Below are 16,349 nucleotides of genomic sequence, written 5' to 3'. Positions count from 1 at the left end.
TAAAAAAATGAAACAACTAAAAAATAACAAACAGGAAATTTCTCGTAAAGACGCTATTAAAAAAATAGGAAATTTCGGTAAATACGCAGCACTTACGGCTTTAGGTACTTATATGATTTTAAATCCTCGAAAAGCTCAGGCGCAAAGTCCAGAAGCACCTGGAACTGGGTTTTAAAAATTTAACATCCGTTTATAAGGTTCTGTCGCATCTAATTTAAGAAATAATCATTTTTTTTATATTTACAACAAAAAAGATGTTCAAAGGTCACTGTTTTCCTAAAGAAATCATATTACAAACTGTTTACTTCAAATTAAGGTTTAGTCTAAGCTTATAGAGATGTAGAAAAACTTTTATCTATCAGAGGGGTCAAAGTGAATCATGCTACTATTCAACACTGGGTATTCAAATTAACAACCCTTTTAGAACAACAATTCAGAAAGAGAAAAAAATTAGTTGGGAAAAGGTGGAGACTAGATGAAACCTATATTAAGGTAAAGGGTGAGTGAAGATGTTTATACAGAGCAGTTGATAAAGAAGGGAATACTGTAGACTTTTTGTTAACTAAAAGAAGACAACGCATATCTGAACAGAAATTTTTAATCAAAGCCATAGAGAATAATGTTAATCCAGAACTTATAAACATCGATAAGAGTGGGGCGAATAAAGCTGCGGTAAAACTATACAATCGAAGAAACTATTCAAACATAAAAATAAGGCAATGCAAATACCTTAATAATATTGTAGAACAAGACCATCGAATGATAAAGTAGCGTATTATTCTAGGTCTAGGTTTTAAAGAATTTAAATCAGCAAAGAGAACCATAACAGTAATAGAAGTAGTTAGAATGATAAATAAAAATCAACTGGTGAACCCTGAAAGTTCAACATACAAATCATTTATATTATTAGCTTCTTAAAAAATTAAATTAGTTTAAAACTTGAGGCTTAATTTTAACAGATGCGTCAGAACCTAAAGTCATTTATTAGCAATTTACCTTAATTACGTATATCCCTTATTAAGTGTTCCATTCATTCTTCAAAAGTACATCTGCATGATGTGTTTTTATGCTCATTACGAGAAGCTTTAGATCACATATTAAAATTGACTAAAAAATAAGTCTTGGTATAATTCATTACTCTTCACGGTTAAAGACCTGTCCTCCTTTTTTTAATAGATCATCACCAATAGCTAAATCTAATACAAGTTGTCTGTTTATTATTCTTGCATATCCAATTTTCTTACCCAGGATATGCTCGTTATTAAACCCTCTATAGTTGCATTCTGAACTTACATGAATTAATGTGTGTTTATTTTTTATGAATCTACCAAAGATAGTACCTTGGCATGGACCTGCATGGTAATAGATATTTAGATTTTCGTTAGATTCTTCTATATTAAGCCAACAATTATCACCATCATACCATCTCCCTACAAATTGGTTAATTTCAATTGATTGTTTTATTTGATTTTTTTTTGTTTTATGGTATCTACAATTTTAATTTTTTCTACTTTTTTATTGTTCAATATATGAGAATCAATGGCAAAAATTTTGTAATTGGAGTTATTAGTAAAATCTTGGTAATTTATTTTTTTCGAACCCTTGTAAGAACCCCATTCATGCCAAGACGTTTCAAATCCATTGAAATCATGTCCATATTCGAAATCAACTTCTAATTTAATTTTTCCATTACCATAATATTCTTTATATGGCCATATTATATCACCATTATATTCATAATTCACAATAAATCTATCTTGATTATCTATAACCTGTTTCATGCTCTTTAATCTCCCATTTTCATAAAAAATCCTTATAATTCCATCTGCAGCCTTTCCTTTTATCCAACTACTTTTGCACAATAGTGTTCCATTATCGTAATACTGCTCCAAAATTCCATCATCATTATCAAACCAATAAGAACCCTTACTTTCTAGTTGTCCATTTTCGTAATATTCTTCAAATAATCCGTTCTTTTTTCCTCCTTTATAATTTATTTTTGATTTTAGTTGTCCATTTTCATAATATTCTTCAAATAATCCGTTCTTTTTTCCTCCTTTATAATTTATTTTTAATTTTAATTGTCCGTTTACATAATATTCCACTACTGTTCCTACTCTAAGATTATCCTTGTTAAAGTTTGATTTCCCTAATAATTGACCATTTTCAAAATATTCTTCCGTTAAACCAGTAAACCTATCACCATTAAGTGTGGTTGTTATTTTTAATTGTCCATTTTCGTAATATTCTTCAAATAATCCGTTCCTTTTCCCTCCTTTATAATTTGTTTTTCTTTCCAGTTGTCCATTTTCGTAATATCTTTCATAAATTCCATCTAATCTACCCTCTTTAAATTGTACATTATGAATATAAATATCATTACGACTTTTACCAATCAAATTACCATTAAAAGGAGTTCCTTTGTAATATAGAATACTACTTCCTTCAGGTTTAGGAAAACCATAGAATATTTTATTTTTTCCGTTCTCTCTTATTTCAAAATAGTCTTGCTCGGTTTCATAGTTTACCTCTTTTTTGCAGCTAGCTACTGCCAGCATTAATATTAGAAACATTAATATGTTATTTAAAAAAAAAGACTATTGTGATCATGCTAATAAGTACAATAACTTTCCCATTAGTCTTTCTGTTAAATGATTCTAGAAAGTCTGGTTTTCTTTATCAGTATAACTGTATTTATAGGTAACATTAAACCATTTATTTTAGTAAAAAATAAATATATTACTTTCTAATTGGGCTGCCATCTTCATTAAATTTATTTATAATTGTATAGAAACCATTACCTTGTTCAATTAACTCTTCTTTTATCACCCCAGTTTTATAATAACGGTTCACTTTAACTTCATTCTTATAATTGTATTGTTTTTCCTCTTTTACAACACCGTTCTTATAATACGTCTGTTGTTTTTCCCATTCATTTTTATTTGATTTATAAGTAATAATATGAAGGATGTTACCATTAGAGTAATAGCGTTTAAAACTTTTCCAATAACCTAAAACATAATCCATCTCTGAAAAGAGTATCTCTAACTGTTTAGATTTTTTTATTATCGTTTTCTGTTTTCCATTAATTTTTCCTTCTGTGTATGGTGTCCTTTCAATAAAAGTTTCTAATACAATATTAGGTTCTATATACGCTTCTTCATTTACATCCTCAGCTTCTTCACTCCAATCATAATTAGATTTGTAGGTTTTAACTAGAATACCATTAAAAGGTTTTCCTTTATAATAAGTAATGTTTTTTCTTATTTCAAAATAGTCTTGCTCGGTTTCATAGTCTATCTCTTTTTTACAGCTAACTCCTGTAAGCATTAGTATTAATAATACAAATGTGTTTAATTTTAAAATATTACTTTTTAATAGATTTTGTTCTTTCATAAGTTTTTATTATTCATTACATTTCGCGTGAGCACCAGCGAATCCACCATATTTTCTTACGCATTCATCATACTTCCATTTATCAGTACTTTTCATCATACTTTTAGGTGTAGCCAACCACCTTTCTGAACATTCACAGGCATTAATTGATGATGATGGAGAAGATGATGATTTTGATAATTGAGTTATCATTAAAAATAAAATTAGTATACCTCCAAAAATTAGTAATTTATTTTTTTTCTTTTTGTTGTTTTTATCTAAATATGTGTTAACATTTTCTGAATCGTTTCTATTGTTTAAGGTGTTAGCTCTTTTATTTTCAGCAACTTTTCTTTCATTTTCAATTGATTCACTATTAGTTTCATTTTCAGTATCATTAAATGGTTGATTATCTTTTATCGTAGTTTCGTTTAACAGCTCTACCAAGCCAATTATTTCTTTGTAAAATTTTTCAGCTAGTTTTTGTTTTCCAAATTTTGGAAATCTGATTTGTTTTATAATCTCAAACGATGCATTAGTGTAACCTTCTTTCTCTTTAAATTCAACTAAAATAACAGCATTTGTTCCCCATTGTAAACCTTTACCAATTGCTTTATAGGTTACACTCTCTTTAACAGGATTGTTTATTACATCTTTGTAACCTAATTTTTCACAGGCAACTATAAAATTATTTATCAAATCTTTTTTTTGTATCCTATAAACTTTATCCCTGTTTTAATTTGTTTTGTAAGTTAAAAACGAAGTTAATTAAATATTGATGTAATATTTCCAAAAAAACCACTAAAACGTCTTATATTGTCGTAAAATTTATGAAAAATGAAACAAACTCAGCGCATTAAATTTATTTACAATCTTTTAAAAGAAACAAAACAAACCTACAACACTTTACTAAGTGCGTTTAAAAAAAAGAAAACTATCCTTGGCTTAAGACAATTACAAAGAGATATTAATGAGTTAAAACAGTTTCTTAACAAAAACGAGGAGTTGGTAAAAAGTAGAGGTATAAATAATGTTTTAGAGCTGCAAATAACCAACAAGAAAAAAACTAATGATTTTTCGCAAATAGTAGATTCTGTTTTTAAAATCCCTACCAATGATGACCACATAAAGGCACAAATATCTTTATTTTCTAATGCTATTGTAAAAAAAGCACCTCTAAGAGTAAGTAGCGTAATAAATGATGTAACATCATTTAATTCAGAATTTAAAGATACTCCTCTTACGCTATTACCGTTTAAAATAATTCAACATAGATTAGATTTTTATTTAGGATGCTATATAACCAAAACTAATGATTATGCTATTTTCGACATTAGCCAACTCATTGGAGCTAGAATCTTACGCAGTAAAAAAAAGTATAATTATAAGGTTTTACAAGAAGGGTACCTAACTTTTGAAAAGGGACTCTTTGGCGTTACTAAAAACGTTGACGACAATATTTATAATATAAAATTAGAATTCTCTTCAATAACCGGAGCTTATGTAAAAAAGTTTATTTGGCACCATTCACAGAAAGTTGTAAATGAAGATAATACCACTACAATAACATTTAAATGTGGGATAAATAGAGAATTAGTAGGGTGGATATTTTTGTGGATGTACAATGTTAGAATAATAGAACCACCTGAACTAATAGCATATTATGATAGATGCTTAACAGAAATTGAAAAAATTAAAGACGACAATACCTTATTTTACAGAAATATTTTTGGTTGATAACGTATAACATGTTTTTTTGTACCAGATTTAATTAGTCAAGAATTGAATAATAAAATACGATTTAAATCGTCTAAAAAGTATAGAAATTCAACTGCAGGACTCACTATTTATTCCCAAGAATAATTTTTTATTCTTGATAATAAATTATAGATAATTAAACAAAAATGACTTTTTCTCATCAAAATTTAAGAGAGTTTTAATCTAATTTAATAACTTAATTAACGTGAAATACTTCAAAAATTACAATTTATCATTTTCCTAGTAAAATCAATATGCCACTTGATGATAAGATGCAAAATTTTCTATTAAACCAATGCTTAAAATTTATTGACTTTAATCGATTTTAGGGATGCTAAAATTCATAAAGGAAAAATAATTATTTTCATTGTATAAAAGGAATAAAAAAGGTATTAAAAACTCAAATATTATCTCCTAGAATAATTATAAAAAATTCAATTCTTTTTTTACAATGATTTTTATTGTTTTTCATTGAAATTTTAATGAATTTTATTCTTTAATTTAATTAAAAATCATCAAAAAAAATAAAACATATAAAAACAAGGAAAATTTATAGTAAAATCAATTGTGGAGCAGTTGTTAAAAAAAACTAAAAAACAATAAAAAGTCAATGCATATTTACTTTGGAATGCATTCATTACTATAAGTTATTTTTATAGCAGTTTTAAAAACCGAGGTATTTATTGATTTTTTTTAGAGTAAAAAACAAAACGCGTCTTAAATACCGTTTACATCGCTTTATTTTAAATAAATAAAAATTGTTTTATAAAATAACAAACAGCACTCTTTTACGTATATTTATAGACCAACTTAATTTTGCTAAAAGCATTTTAATGATGCTAGTTGCTTTATTTTGAAAATAAAAATTATTTTGGCTTACAAGAAAAAAAAAGTCCCCGGTTTAGTCCCCGAACCTTTTTTGAAATTGATAAAAAAAGTAGTAATTTTATCCTATAAGACCTTTATTTACAGTAAGTTAAATTGAAATAAAACTAAAAAAGCACTTCATAAATGAAGTGCTTTCTGCGGTCTGGACGGGACTCGAACCCGCGACCCCCTGCGTGACAGGCAGGTATTCTAACCAGCTGAACTACCAGACCGTTGCTTTTAGCGGTTGCAAATATATAATAGATTTTAATATCTGCAAACAAAAAAACACTTTTTTATTTTATTTTTTTTCTACTGATTAAATACGCCGTTAAAACATCTGTATAACCTGCATTAATATCTACAGGAACGTAATCTATTTGATATTGTAAACACTTGTCTTTTAATTCTTTAAAATAACTACTTACAAATTCTGTGTATTTTTCCTGTATATTTTCTGCATATACATTAATTTCTTCCCCAGTTTCTACATCTACAAATTTTTTGGGTACATTATCAAAATTAAAGTTTAATTCTGTTTTGCTATCATAAGTATGAAACAAAACTACCTCGTGTTTGTTGTATTTTAAATGACGTAAAGCTTCAAACAAGGCCTCATCTTCTTTATTAGTTTGAAACATGTCTGTAAATAAGAAAATTAAAGAACGCCTGTGTATTTTCTCTGCAATTTCATGCAAAAATTTATAAGTTTCTGTGGTTGCTTTTGTTTCTGAAACTAACAATTGCTCTAGTTGATGCAAAAGCATGTTTCTATGGCGATCACTACCCTTTTCTGGTGCATAGTACTCATAAGTATCTGAATATACACTTAAACCCACTGCGTCTCTTTGTCTTTTTAAAATTTCCATTAAAGAAGCAGCAGCTATTGCAGAAAAACCTACTTTATTTAAATTGTTTACCGTTTGTTTTTTTACAACAGGATAATGCATAGATGCAGAATTGTCTATAATAATATGGCATCTTAAATTGGTTTCCTCTTCATATTTTTTGGTGTATAATTTTTCTGTTTTTGCAAACAACTTCCAATCTATATGACGTGTACTTTCGCCTTTGTTATACAATTTATGCTCAGAAAACTCTACAGAAAAGCCATGAAACGGACTTTTGTGCATTCCTGTAATAAAACCTTCTACCACGCTTTTGGCTAAAATATCTAAGTTTTTTATTTCAGACGATTTTACTTCTGCTAAATTCATGCTACTTTTTAATTTTTTGAGCTCTTGTTAAATTGTCTGTGGTTTGTAATAATTTCTTTAACAAAATAGGATTATAATTTGAATTATCATCTAAAAAACCTTGTAAAATCTTGTGTGCTTCAGCAGAAGAATAATTACCAATAGAACTTGACAACCAGCCTTTAGGGAAAAAGATATCTCCTGTTAATTGCACTTCTTCTAATTTTTCTAAAATAGATTTTAAATGTTTAGTAGATGATTTTTGCCTTAGTGGATGATGCAGATTATTTAATGCTGTTTGCACCCAAGATTCATTCCCTCTATTTTCTTTTTGCAACAAAGATTTCATAAAGTTGTCTCTCACATTTGCATCATCAGATAAAGAAGGCAACAACCACATAAAACGTTTTAAGCTATCTGGATTGGTAATTCTTTTTTGTTGTTCTACTAAAATTTCTTTGGCATTTGTATGTTTAAAAATTGCCAATTGCATTGCTAAAGCTGTATAATCATTTTCATTTAAAAATAAATCATTAATTACTTTGGTCTTATTCCAAATGGCATATAAATTGGCTTTACCTTGTGTTGAAGTCGCTATAGCTTTATACAAATTAAACAATGTTTTTTTTATGTTGGCTGGCAAATCACTTTCTATTAACTTAAAAATAGTTCCTTCGGTTTTAGCCTGTACTTCTTCTTGTACCTCAATTGGTAAAAAAGTCCAGAAAATGGTTTGCAATCTCCCTGACAAATAATTTGTAATTAGTTCATTATTCTCGCTAGCAATTGCATTTAAAAAGACAGAATAGGTTTCTTTTGGCGAAATTGCTCCAAGTAACATATTCTCATACAAATTAATATATTGATATCCTCTAGCCACATCATCTTTAAGAGATTTATAAGCAAAAACTTCTTTTTTGTAGATAGGAAAAACGCCATAACCAAATCCGTTAACGTTATATAAAACTTGCCCTGGTTTAAAATCTTTTGTGGCAGAAGTAATGTCAAAAGATTTACCCATGTTTCTTATGTTTATGTTTTTTACATAACCTCTGGCATCTTTCAATTGCATTTTAAAAGACTGTGTCCATACTTTATTAGAGCCGTCTTCTGCTTTTTGATGGATTATAAATTTAGTAACATTGCCTTTTGCATTCAATTCTATTTCTTCATAAAAAATGGGTCTGCTGGAAGAATTTACCCAAACATCTGACCAGTTTTTAATTTCACCTTTAGTTTTTGTGTCTAAAATAGTAACCAAATCATTCCAATCTGCATTTATGTTAGCGTACTTTTTTAAATACTCTTGCACACCTTCTTGAAACGCATAATCTCCCAATAAATATTCCAATTGGCGCATCATAATAGGTGCTTTATTGTAAATAATTCTTCCATATAAAGAACCTGCATCTTTTAAATTGTCTAAATTTTGGCGAATTGCATTAGTGCCTTTTGTTCTATCTTCTGAATATGCTGCAGGATAATGAGACATCATAAAACTTAGGTTATGATTAATTTCTGGATACACAGGATTTACAATTTTATCTGCCATAAAATTGGCAAAAACTTCTTTCATCCAAACATCATTAAACCATTTCATGGTTACCAAATCTCCAAACCACATATGTGAGGTTTCATGCGCAATTAATTTGGCTCTTCTTAATTTTTGAGTTTGTGTTGCATTTTTATCTAAAAATAAAGAAGATTCTCTATACTGAATTGCACCCACATGCTCCATTCCACCATATTGAAAAGGAGGAATTGCCGCAAAATCCATTTTTTGAAACGGGAATTTTATTAACGTATAATCTTCTAAGAAATTAAGTGCGTTTTGATGAATTTCAAAAACCTGATTTACACTTTCTGCTATCTTCTCTTTATTGTTTTCTCTGTATAAAAAACGCATATCAAAAGCACCCGGATTTTTAGTTTCTTCTGTAAATTTACCGGCTACAAAAGAAAATAAATAAGTACTCATTAAATCAGTTGTTTTAAAAGTATGTTCTTTAAAACCATCTATTGCCAAGCTACTTTCTTTAAAGCTAGCCGCCAAAACTTTCCAATCTTCTGGTGCTGTAATTCTTAAATTGTATTTGGCTTTTATATCTGGCTGATCAAAACAAGGAAACAACGTGCTTGCTCTGTCTGGCACTAATAAGGTGTATAAAAAATCATCGTTTCTATTTAATGATTTTTCGCCTGCATTAAAAAGAACGTCTACCGTATTCTTACCTAAAATTAGTTTGGCTTTATCTATTATTAAGTGTTCTTTTTGATGCTTAATTTCTGCAACTTCACCATTAATATGTAAAGTTTTAAGGTTGGTTTTATTGACATTAAAATCTAAAAAAACATCATTTTTTAAATCATTTACCGTAAAATCTAGTGTCAATTTTGATGGTATTGGTGCTGTTTTTTCTTTAGGAATTTTAAAATGAAGGTTATAAACAACGGCTGTAATTTGTTGTTTTCTATACTTTGCTAACTCGTAAGAAATGCCGTTTTCTAATTTTAATTCCCCTTCTTTAAGGTTACAAGAAATTAGTAAAACAAGTAATAAAACAGCTATTATTTTTGTTATTAAGCGCATAAGCATGTATTTAAAATGTTTTTAAGAAACTTATACCTATTAAACAGTAAAATAACCCATATAAATAGTTTCTTTTTACCTTTATCTGTGTTAAAATTTTAAACCATAACTAAGGCTATGATTAAAAATTTTGCCTTGATAAAGAAAAAAATAATTCAATTTATTTATGTATCATTTTAAAATTTAATTGGTATTATAAAATTGAAACATAAATTTACAAATTTTAAAGACATATTTGGTTATAAAAAAAACGATTTAACAGTAAACTATTAAAACAAAAAACCACGCTAAAAAGCGTGGTTTGTATTTATATTGTTGTGGTACTATTTAAATAGCAGCATCTATTTTACCAGTATAAACGTTTTTTGGTGCAACACCAACTTGTTTATCTACAACTTCTCCGTTTTTAAAAATTAAAACTGTAGGTATGTTTCTAACACCATATTTAGCCGCAAATTCTTGATTTGCATCTACATCTATTTTACCTACAACAGCTTTACCATCATATTCAGTAGAAATTTCATCTACAATTGGGCCAACCATTCTACATGGTCCACACCAAGCAGCCCAAAAGTCTACTAATACTGGTTTGTCTGATTTTAATACTACCTCATCAAATGTTGCGTCTGTTATTTCTAATGCCATTATATATTTTTTTAAATTAATTTCAATTTATTACTAAAACAAAAATAACTTTTTAATTTGCTTCTTTAATTTTAAAAAATTGCTTTTTACTATATATCTATCAATAGATTTTATGTAATACCAATAAAACTGTAAAATAACCCATATAAATAGTTTCTTTTTACCTTTATCTGCGTTAAAATTTACTTGGTATAAACTAAGTAAAAAATATTTTTTTTAGCGTTTTTTTATTTACACAACCGTAAGCGCGTTAGGGATTGCAATGGAAATCCTTTTGTGCTTTTTTGCACAAAAGATTGCAATGGAAAGCCCGACCTTTTTAGGGAACGCCCAAAAAAAATTAAAACAATTCTTTGGCAATGGCATGTATATTATCACTCTTTCCCATAGAATAATAGTGTAAAAAGGGTACGCCAGCTGCTAACAATTCTTTAGATTGATTAATTGCAAACTCAACACCCACTTGCCTTACCTCTTTATTTGTTTTGCAATTTTCTACTTCGTTAATTAAATCTTCTGGAATATCTATTCTAAAAACTTGCGGCAACAATTGCAAATGGCGCTTTACTGCCAAGGGCTTAATACCTGGTATAATTGGTACGTTAATGCCTATTTCTTTTGCTGCTTTTACAAACTCAAAATACTTTTTATTATCAAAAAACATTTGGGTTACCACATAATCTGCGCCAGCATCTACCTTTTGTTTCAAACGCTTTAAATCGGTTTGTAAAGAAGGCGATTCTAAGTGCTTTTCTGGATAACCTGCAACACCAATACAAAAATCTGTACAATTATCTGCCTCTATAACGTCATGCAGATATTTACCACAGTTTAAATTATTAATCTGTGCAACCAAATCGCCCGCGTATTGATGCCCATTTTTACTTGGCTCAAAATACTTTTGATGACTCATAGCATCTCCTCTTAAAGCCATCACATTATCTATGCCCAAATAATGGCAATCTACCAACAAATACTCGGTTTCCTCTTTTGTAAAACCTCCACAAAGCACGTGTGGCACAGTATCTACGTCATATTTATGCTTAATTGCAGCACAAATACCTAACGTTCCTGGGCGCATTCTGGTAACTTTTCTATCTAATAATCCAGATTTTTCTACATAAACATACTCTTCTCTAGACGTGGTAACATCTATAAAAGGTGGATTAAATTCCATTAAAGGATCTATGTTATTGTATAATTCTTGAATATTATTTCCTTTTTTTGGCGGAATAATTTCAAAGGAAAACAACGTTTTTCCGTCTGCTTTTTTGATGTGATCTGTAATTTTCATTTATGCTGAACTTGTTTCAGTATCTATTAATATTCTATATTTTTTTTGGGCGTTACCTAAAAAGGTCGCGCTTTACACTATATCTTTTTTCTGAAAAAGAAAAAAGGATGCCGTTTCAATCGCTAACGCAACTTGTTTGCCAACTTTATTCATCTTTCAAACTTCTTTGTATACTAATTTACACAAAGTTGTTTCTTCCCTTTGGGAAGATTAAGATGAGATTTTATTCTTCTGCCAAATTAGGATGCAACCACTTTCTGGCCTTGTCTTTTGCAATGCCTTTTCTGGTTGAATAATCTGTAACTTGATCGTCTGTAATTTTACCCAAACCAAAATACTTAGCTTCTTTATTTGCAAAATAATACCCAGAAACTGCTGCTGCTGGCCACATTGCCAAACTTTCTGTTAAACTAACACCAATTTGTTTTTCTACATCTAGCAATTCCCAAATGGTTTCTTTTTCTAAATGATCTGGGCAAGCAGGATAACCAGGTGCAGGACGAATTCCTTTATAGTTTTCTTTAATTAAATCGTTATTTGTTAACGTTTCATCTGCAGCATAGCCCCAATGTTTTGTTCTAATTTGCTTGTGTAAATACTCTGCAAAAGCTTCTGCAAAACGGTCTGCAATGGCTTGTGCCATAATTCCGTTATAATCGTCTTCTTTTGCTCTATAACCATCTGCCAATTCTTGTGCACCAAAAATACCTACGCAAAAAGCACCCATATAATCTGTTTTTCCAGTTTCTTTTGGCGCAATAAAATCTGCTAAAGCTATGTTTGGTATGCCTTCTCTTTTCTTTAATTGTTGTCTTAAGGTTCTAAAAATAAATTTATTACCAGATTTCTCGGCTGTGCTCGAAACGACATTCCTATTTGGCTTTTTAGAAACTTCAATATCATCTTCATGAATTGTATTGGCTTCAAACAGACCAAAAATTGCTTTTGGTTTTAACAGCTGTTTTGCAATAATTTCATCAATCATTTCTTGTGCTTCTTTATACATTATAGAAGCTTGTTCGCCCACAACCTCGTCTGTTAAAATATCTGGGAATTTCCCATGCAAATCCCAACTTCTAAAAAATGGACTCCAATCTATAAAAGGCACCAATTCTTTTAAACTCAATTGTTCTAAAGTTTGTATTCCTAATTCCTTAGGTTTTACAATTTCCGAAGTTTTCCAATCTATTTTATATTTGCGTTTACGTGCTTCAGTTATAGAAATGTATGATTTTTCTTTACCACGTTTTAAAAACTTGGTTCTAAATTCATCATAATCTTTTTTCAGTTTGGCAACATATTCATTTTTGGTATTCTTGTTTAATAAATCGCCTACAACTGTTACTGCTCTAGAGGCATCATTTACATGAACAACCGCGTTTTTATATTGTGTATCTATTTTTACAGCGGTATGTGCTTTAGAAGTTGTTGCACCACCAATAAGCAAAGGCAACTCAAAATTCTGACGTTCCATTTCCTTAGCCAAATACACCATTTCATCTAAAGAAGGTGTAATTAAACCACTTAAACCAATAGCATCTACATTTTCTCTTTTGGCAGCCTCAATAATTTTTTCTGGAGGCACCATTACTCCTAAATCTACAATTTCGTAATTGTTACAACCTAAAACCACAGACACAATATTTTTACCAATATCATGCACATCTCCTTTTACAGTTGCCATTAAAATTTTACCAAGAGCTTGTTGTTCTTCACCTTTTTCTGCTTCAATAAACGGATTTAAATAACCAACAGCCTTTTTCATTACACGTGCAGATTTTACTACCTGTGGCAAAAACATTTTTCCTGCACCAAATAAATCTCCAACTACATTCATACCAATCATTAAATTACCTTCAATAACTTCAATTGGTTTTGCAGCTTGTTGCCTTGCTTCTTCTACATCTTCAATAATAAAAGCATCAATTCCTTTTACCAAAGCGTGGGTAATTCTGTCTTGTAAAGGTTTTTCTCTCCAAGATAAATCTACTGTTTTTTCTTTTTTAGAACCTTTTACAGTTTCTGCAAAATCTAATAAACGCTCAGTAGCATCTTCTCTTCTATCTAAAATTACATCTTCTACATGTTCTAATAAATCTTTAGGAATATCATCATAAACCTCCAATAACGCAGGATTTACAATTCCCATATTCATTCCATTTTGAATGGCGTAATACAAGAAAACAGAGTGCATTGCCTCTCTTACTCCATTATTTCCTCTAAAAGAAAAAGACACATTACTTACACCACCACTTACAGAAACATTGGGTAAATTTTCTCTTACCCATTTTGTAGCTTCAATAAAATCGATTGCATTTCTTCTATGCTCATCCATTCCTGTTGCTACAGGAAAAATATTTAAATCGAAAATAATATCTTCAGATGGAAAACCTACTTTATTTACCAATACGTCATAAGAACGTTTTGCAATTTCTATTCTGCGTTCGTAGTTATCTGCTTGCCCAACTTCATCAAAAGCCATAACAATTACAGCAGCTCCATAACGTTTTATTTGTGTTGCTTCCCAAATAAATTTTTCTTCGCCTTCTTTTAAAGAAATAGAGTTTACTACACATTTACCTTGTACAACTTGTAAACCTGCTTCAATAATTTCCCATTTAGAGCTGTCTATCATTAAAGGAACCCTACAAATATCTGGTTCTGCAGCAATTAAATTCAAAAAACGAACCATGGCTTCTTTTCCGTCAATTAGACCATCGTCCATATTAACGTCTACAATTTGTGCACCACCATCTACTTGATGTCTTGCAATATCTAGGGCTTCATCAAATTTTTCTTCTTTAATTAAGCGCAAAAACTTTTTAGAACCGGCTACATTTGTACGTTCACCAACGTTTATAAAATTAGTATTTTCGTTTAAAACCAAAGGCTCTAAACCAGATAACTTCATATAACGCCTTTGGTTATTTGTTGTTGGTTGTTGGTTGTTGGTTTCACTCATGCTTATAGTTTCTTGTAATAGTTAATAAAACCATTTAATAACTTTTTAGTTGAAATTACTTTTTCTAAAGTAGTTTTTAGTTCTTGTTCTGAAATATATTCTAAGTCAAAAGATAAATACAACTGTGTTTCTACTTCTTGCAAAGAACCCTTAGCTATATATAAAAAATGTATTGTCTCTTTATTTGATTGTCTACCAATTCCTTCTGCAATATTAGATGGAACAGAAACTGCACATCTTCTTATTTGATTTGTTAATCCATAAATTTCCTCTTTTGGAAAAGACTGGGTTAACAGATAAACTATCTTAACCAATGCCCTTGAATATTTCCAAACATCTAATTCAGTATAATTCATTTTTTTATTTTTTGTTGATGGTTTTTGGTTGGTGGTTTTCGCCCGACCATAAACTAAAAACCATTAACCAGCAACCACTCTAGGTTTATAATTCTTTGCAATATTTGCAATTACCTTAATATGTTCTGGACTTGTACCACAACAACCACCAATAATATTGATTAAATTTTTCTTTAGATATTCTTCAATTTGCTCTCCCATTTCTTCTGGCGTTTCATCATACTCGCCAAAAGCATTTGGTAAACCTGCATTTGGATGTGCAGAAACTGCAAACTCTGTTTTATTAGCAATAGCCTCTAAATGCGGTTGCAATAAATTGGCACCTAAAGCACAATTAAACCCAACAGAAAGTAAAGGAATATGAGAAACCGAAATTAAAAAAGCTTCTGCTGTTTGCCCAGATAATGTTCTACCAGAAGCATCTGTTATGGTACCAGAAAGCATCACTGGAACTTCAATTTTTCTTTCATCTTTTACTTCTTCTATGGCAAATAAAGCCGCTTTTGCATTTAGCGTATCAAAAACTGTTTCTACCAATAGTATATCTGCACCACCATCTAACAAGGCTTCTATTTGTTGTTTGTATGCAATTCTTAATTCATCAAAAGTTACTGCTCTGTAACCAGGATCATTTACATCTGGAGACATGCTTGCAGTTCTGTTTGTTGGACCAATAGCGCCAGCTACAAAACGTGGTTTGTGTGGTTCTTTTGCTGTAAATTCGTTGGCTACTTCTTTGGCTATTTTTGCAGATTGATAATTTAGTTCATACACCAAATCTTCCATTTGATAATCTGCCATTGCAATGGTAGTTCCAGAAAATGTATTGGTTTCTATAATATCTGCACCAGCTTCAAAATACTTACCATGAATGGTTTTTATAGCTTCTGGCTGTGTAAGCGTTAGTAAATCGTTATTGCCTTGTAAAGGTGATGGATAGTCTTTAAAGCGTTCTCCTCTAAAATCTTCTTCTGTGAATTTATAGGCTTGTAGCATAGTACCCATTGCACCATCTAAAACCAAAATTCTTTCTTGTAAAGCTTTGTAAATATTTGACATATTTTATTTTTCTATTATATGTCATCAGGAAAAGTGAAATACTTTTGCTGTTATCTTTCGAATATAAAATCTATTTAGAAATTTCTAAAAGATACTGAAACAAATTCAGTATATATTCGTAGAATGTAGCACCTTCTTTTTCTTTAAAAATAATTTAAAGACTCTAAAACAATTAGAGCAAGGGTTGCCAAGGTTTCAACGGGTCTAATCCCTCTACCTTTCGTGATAACGTATTAATAAGTTTATG

The 16,349-nt window shown here is 29.8% G+C and carries 12 protein-coding genes, 1 tRNA gene, 1 pseudogene and 1 riboswitch; of the genes and pseudogenes, 3 read left to right on the top strand and 11 right to left on the bottom strand.

Annotated features, from left to right (window positions below):
- The first annotated feature begins 7 nt into the window (after positions 1-7).
- Together Q0684_RS00400 and Q0684_RS13490 are read left to right on the top strand one after the other, a co-directional pair.
- Complete coding sequence (locus Q0684_RS00400) at positions 8-175, top strand: hypothetical protein (RefSeq protein ID WP_299012064.1); 168 nt, start codon at positions 8-10, stop codon at positions 173-175.
- Between the two features lie 350 nt (positions 176-525).
- Positions 526-771 (top strand): annotated as a pseudogene (locus Q0684_RS13490) (DDE-type integrase/transposase/recombinase); the annotation flags it as partial.
- Between the two features lie 689 nt (positions 772-1,460).
- Here Q0684_RS13490 and Q0684_RS00395 read toward each other — a convergent pair.
- The 3 genes from Q0684_RS00395 to Q0684_RS00385 form a co-directional block, all read right to left on the bottom strand.
- Positions 1,461-2,573: a toxin-antitoxin system YwqK family antitoxin gene (locus Q0684_RS00395; RefSeq protein WP_299012063.1), complete on the bottom strand. Its 1,113-nt coding sequence runs from the start codon at positions 2,571-2,573 to the stop codon at positions 1,461-1,463.
- Positions 2,574-2,739: 166 nt separating this feature from the next.
- The gene (locus Q0684_RS00390) at positions 2,740-3,396 is read right to left on the bottom strand and encodes a hypothetical protein (RefSeq protein WP_299012062.1); all 657 of its coding nucleotides are present in this window, start codon (positions 3,394-3,396) and stop codon (positions 2,740-2,742) included.
- 9 nt (positions 3,397-3,405) lie between these two features.
- Positions 3,406-4,074: a hypothetical protein gene (locus Q0684_RS00385; RefSeq protein ID WP_299012061.1), complete on the bottom strand. Its 669-nt coding sequence runs from the start codon at positions 4,072-4,074 to the stop codon at positions 3,406-3,408.
- A gap of 138 nt (positions 4,075-4,212) precedes the next feature.
- Between Q0684_RS00385 and Q0684_RS00380 the strand changes: the two genes are divergently transcribed.
- Positions 4,213-5,112 carry a WYL domain-containing protein gene (locus Q0684_RS00380; RefSeq protein WP_299012060.1) on the top strand — a complete coding sequence of 300 codons (900 nt, stop codon included), beginning with the start codon at positions 4,213-4,215 and terminating at the stop codon, positions 5,110-5,112.
- A gap of 1,047 nt (positions 5,113-6,159) precedes the next feature.
- Here Q0684_RS00380 and Q0684_RS00375 read toward each other — a convergent pair.
- The 8 genes from Q0684_RS00375 to Q0684_RS00340 form a co-directional block, all read right to left on the bottom strand.
- Positions 6,160-6,233 (bottom strand) — tRNA-Asp (locus Q0684_RS00375).
- A 63-nt stretch (positions 6,234-6,296) separates the two neighbouring features.
- Complete coding sequence (locus Q0684_RS00370) at positions 6,297-7,217, bottom strand: DUF58 domain-containing protein (RefSeq protein WP_299012059.1); 921 nt, start codon at positions 7,215-7,217, stop codon at positions 6,297-6,299.
- 1 nt (position 7,218) lies between these two features.
- Positions 7,219-9,786 (bottom strand): M1 family aminopeptidase, encoded by a 2,568-nt coding sequence (locus Q0684_RS00365; RefSeq protein ID WP_299012058.1) that lies wholly within the window; start codon positions 9,784-9,786, stop codon positions 7,219-7,221.
- 327 nt (positions 9,787-10,113) lie between these two features.
- Positions 10,114-10,431: a thioredoxin gene (trxA, locus tag Q0684_RS00360; RefSeq protein ID WP_299012057.1), complete on the bottom strand. Its 318-nt coding sequence runs from the start codon at positions 10,429-10,431 to the stop codon at positions 10,114-10,116.
- Between the two features lie 340 nt (positions 10,432-10,771).
- Complete coding sequence (metF, locus tag Q0684_RS00355; RefSeq protein ID WP_299012056.1) at positions 10,772-11,725, bottom strand: methylenetetrahydrofolate reductase [NAD(P)H]; 954 nt, start codon at positions 11,723-11,725, stop codon at positions 10,772-10,774.
- 223 nt (positions 11,726-11,948) lie between these two features.
- Positions 11,949-14,687 (bottom strand): methionine synthase, encoded by a 2,739-nt coding sequence (gene metH / locus Q0684_RS00350; RefSeq protein WP_299012055.1) that lies wholly within the window; start codon positions 14,685-14,687, stop codon positions 11,949-11,951.
- Between the two features lie 2 nt (positions 14,688-14,689).
- A complete protein-coding gene (locus Q0684_RS00345; protein WP_299012054.1) occupies positions 14,690-15,043 on the bottom strand; it encodes a four helix bundle protein in 354 nt (117 codons plus the stop codon).
- 63 nt (positions 15,044-15,106) lie between these two features.
- The gene (locus Q0684_RS00340) at positions 15,107-16,102 is read right to left on the bottom strand and encodes a homocysteine S-methyltransferase family protein (RefSeq protein ID WP_299012053.1); all 996 of its coding nucleotides are present in this window, start codon (positions 16,100-16,102) and stop codon (positions 15,107-15,109) included.
- A 47-nt stretch (positions 16,103-16,149) separates the two neighbouring features.
- A riboswitch (SAM riboswitch) is annotated at positions 16,150-16,334 on the bottom strand.
- Between the last annotated feature and the right edge of the window lie 15 nt (positions 16,335-16,349).

Origin of the sequence: uncultured Polaribacter sp., assembly GCF_947503875.1 — a bacterium.
GTDB lineage: Bacteria > Bacteroidota > Bacteroidia > Flavobacteriales > Flavobacteriaceae > Polaribacter.
This window is presented reverse-complemented; position numbering and strand designations above follow the sequence as displayed.

What these genes read in the sequence shown, in the direction of transcription:
- Q0684_RS00340 (WP_299012053.1), bottom strand. Translation starts at nt 16,102, where the DNA reads ATGTCAAATATTTACAAAGCTTTACAAGAAAGAATTTTGGTTTTAGAT.
- trxA (WP_299012057.1), bottom strand. Translation starts at nt 10,431, where the DNA reads ATGGCATTAGAAATAACAGACGCAACATTTGATGAGGTAGTATTAAAA.
- Q0684_RS00345 (WP_299012054.1), bottom strand. Translation starts at nt 15,043, where the DNA reads ATGAATTATACTGAATTAGATGTTTGGAAATATTCAAGGGCATTGGTT.
- Q0684_RS00380 (WP_299012060.1), top strand. Translation starts at nt 4,213, where the DNA reads ATGAAACAAACTCAGCGCATTAAATTTATTTACAATCTTTTAAAAGAA.
- metH (WP_299012055.1), bottom strand. Translation starts at nt 14,687, where the DNA reads ATGAGTGAAACCAACAACCAACAACCAACAACAAATAACCAAAGGCGT.
- Q0684_RS00365 (WP_299012058.1), bottom strand. Translation starts at nt 9,786, where the DNA reads ATGCGCTTAATAACAAAAATAATAGCTGTTTTATTACTTGTTTTACTA.
- Q0684_RS00400 (WP_299012064.1), top strand. Translation starts at nt 8, where the DNA reads ATGAAACAACTAAAAAATAACAAACAGGAAATTTCTCGTAAAGACGCT.
- metF (WP_299012056.1), bottom strand. Translation starts at nt 11,725, where the DNA reads ATGAAAATTACAGATCACATCAAAAAAGCAGACGGAAAAACGTTGTTT.
- Q0684_RS00395 (WP_299012063.1), bottom strand. Translation starts at nt 2,573, where the DNA reads ATGTTTCTAATATTAATGCTGGCAGTAGCTAGCTGCAAAAAAGAGGTA.
- Q0684_RS00370 (WP_299012059.1), bottom strand. Translation starts at nt 7,217, where the DNA reads ATGAATTTAGCAGAAGTAAAATCGTCTGAAATAAAAAACTTAGATATT.
- Q0684_RS00390 (WP_299012062.1), bottom strand. Translation starts at nt 3,396, where the DNA reads ATGAAAGAACAAAATCTATTAAAAAGTAATATTTTAAAATTAAACACA.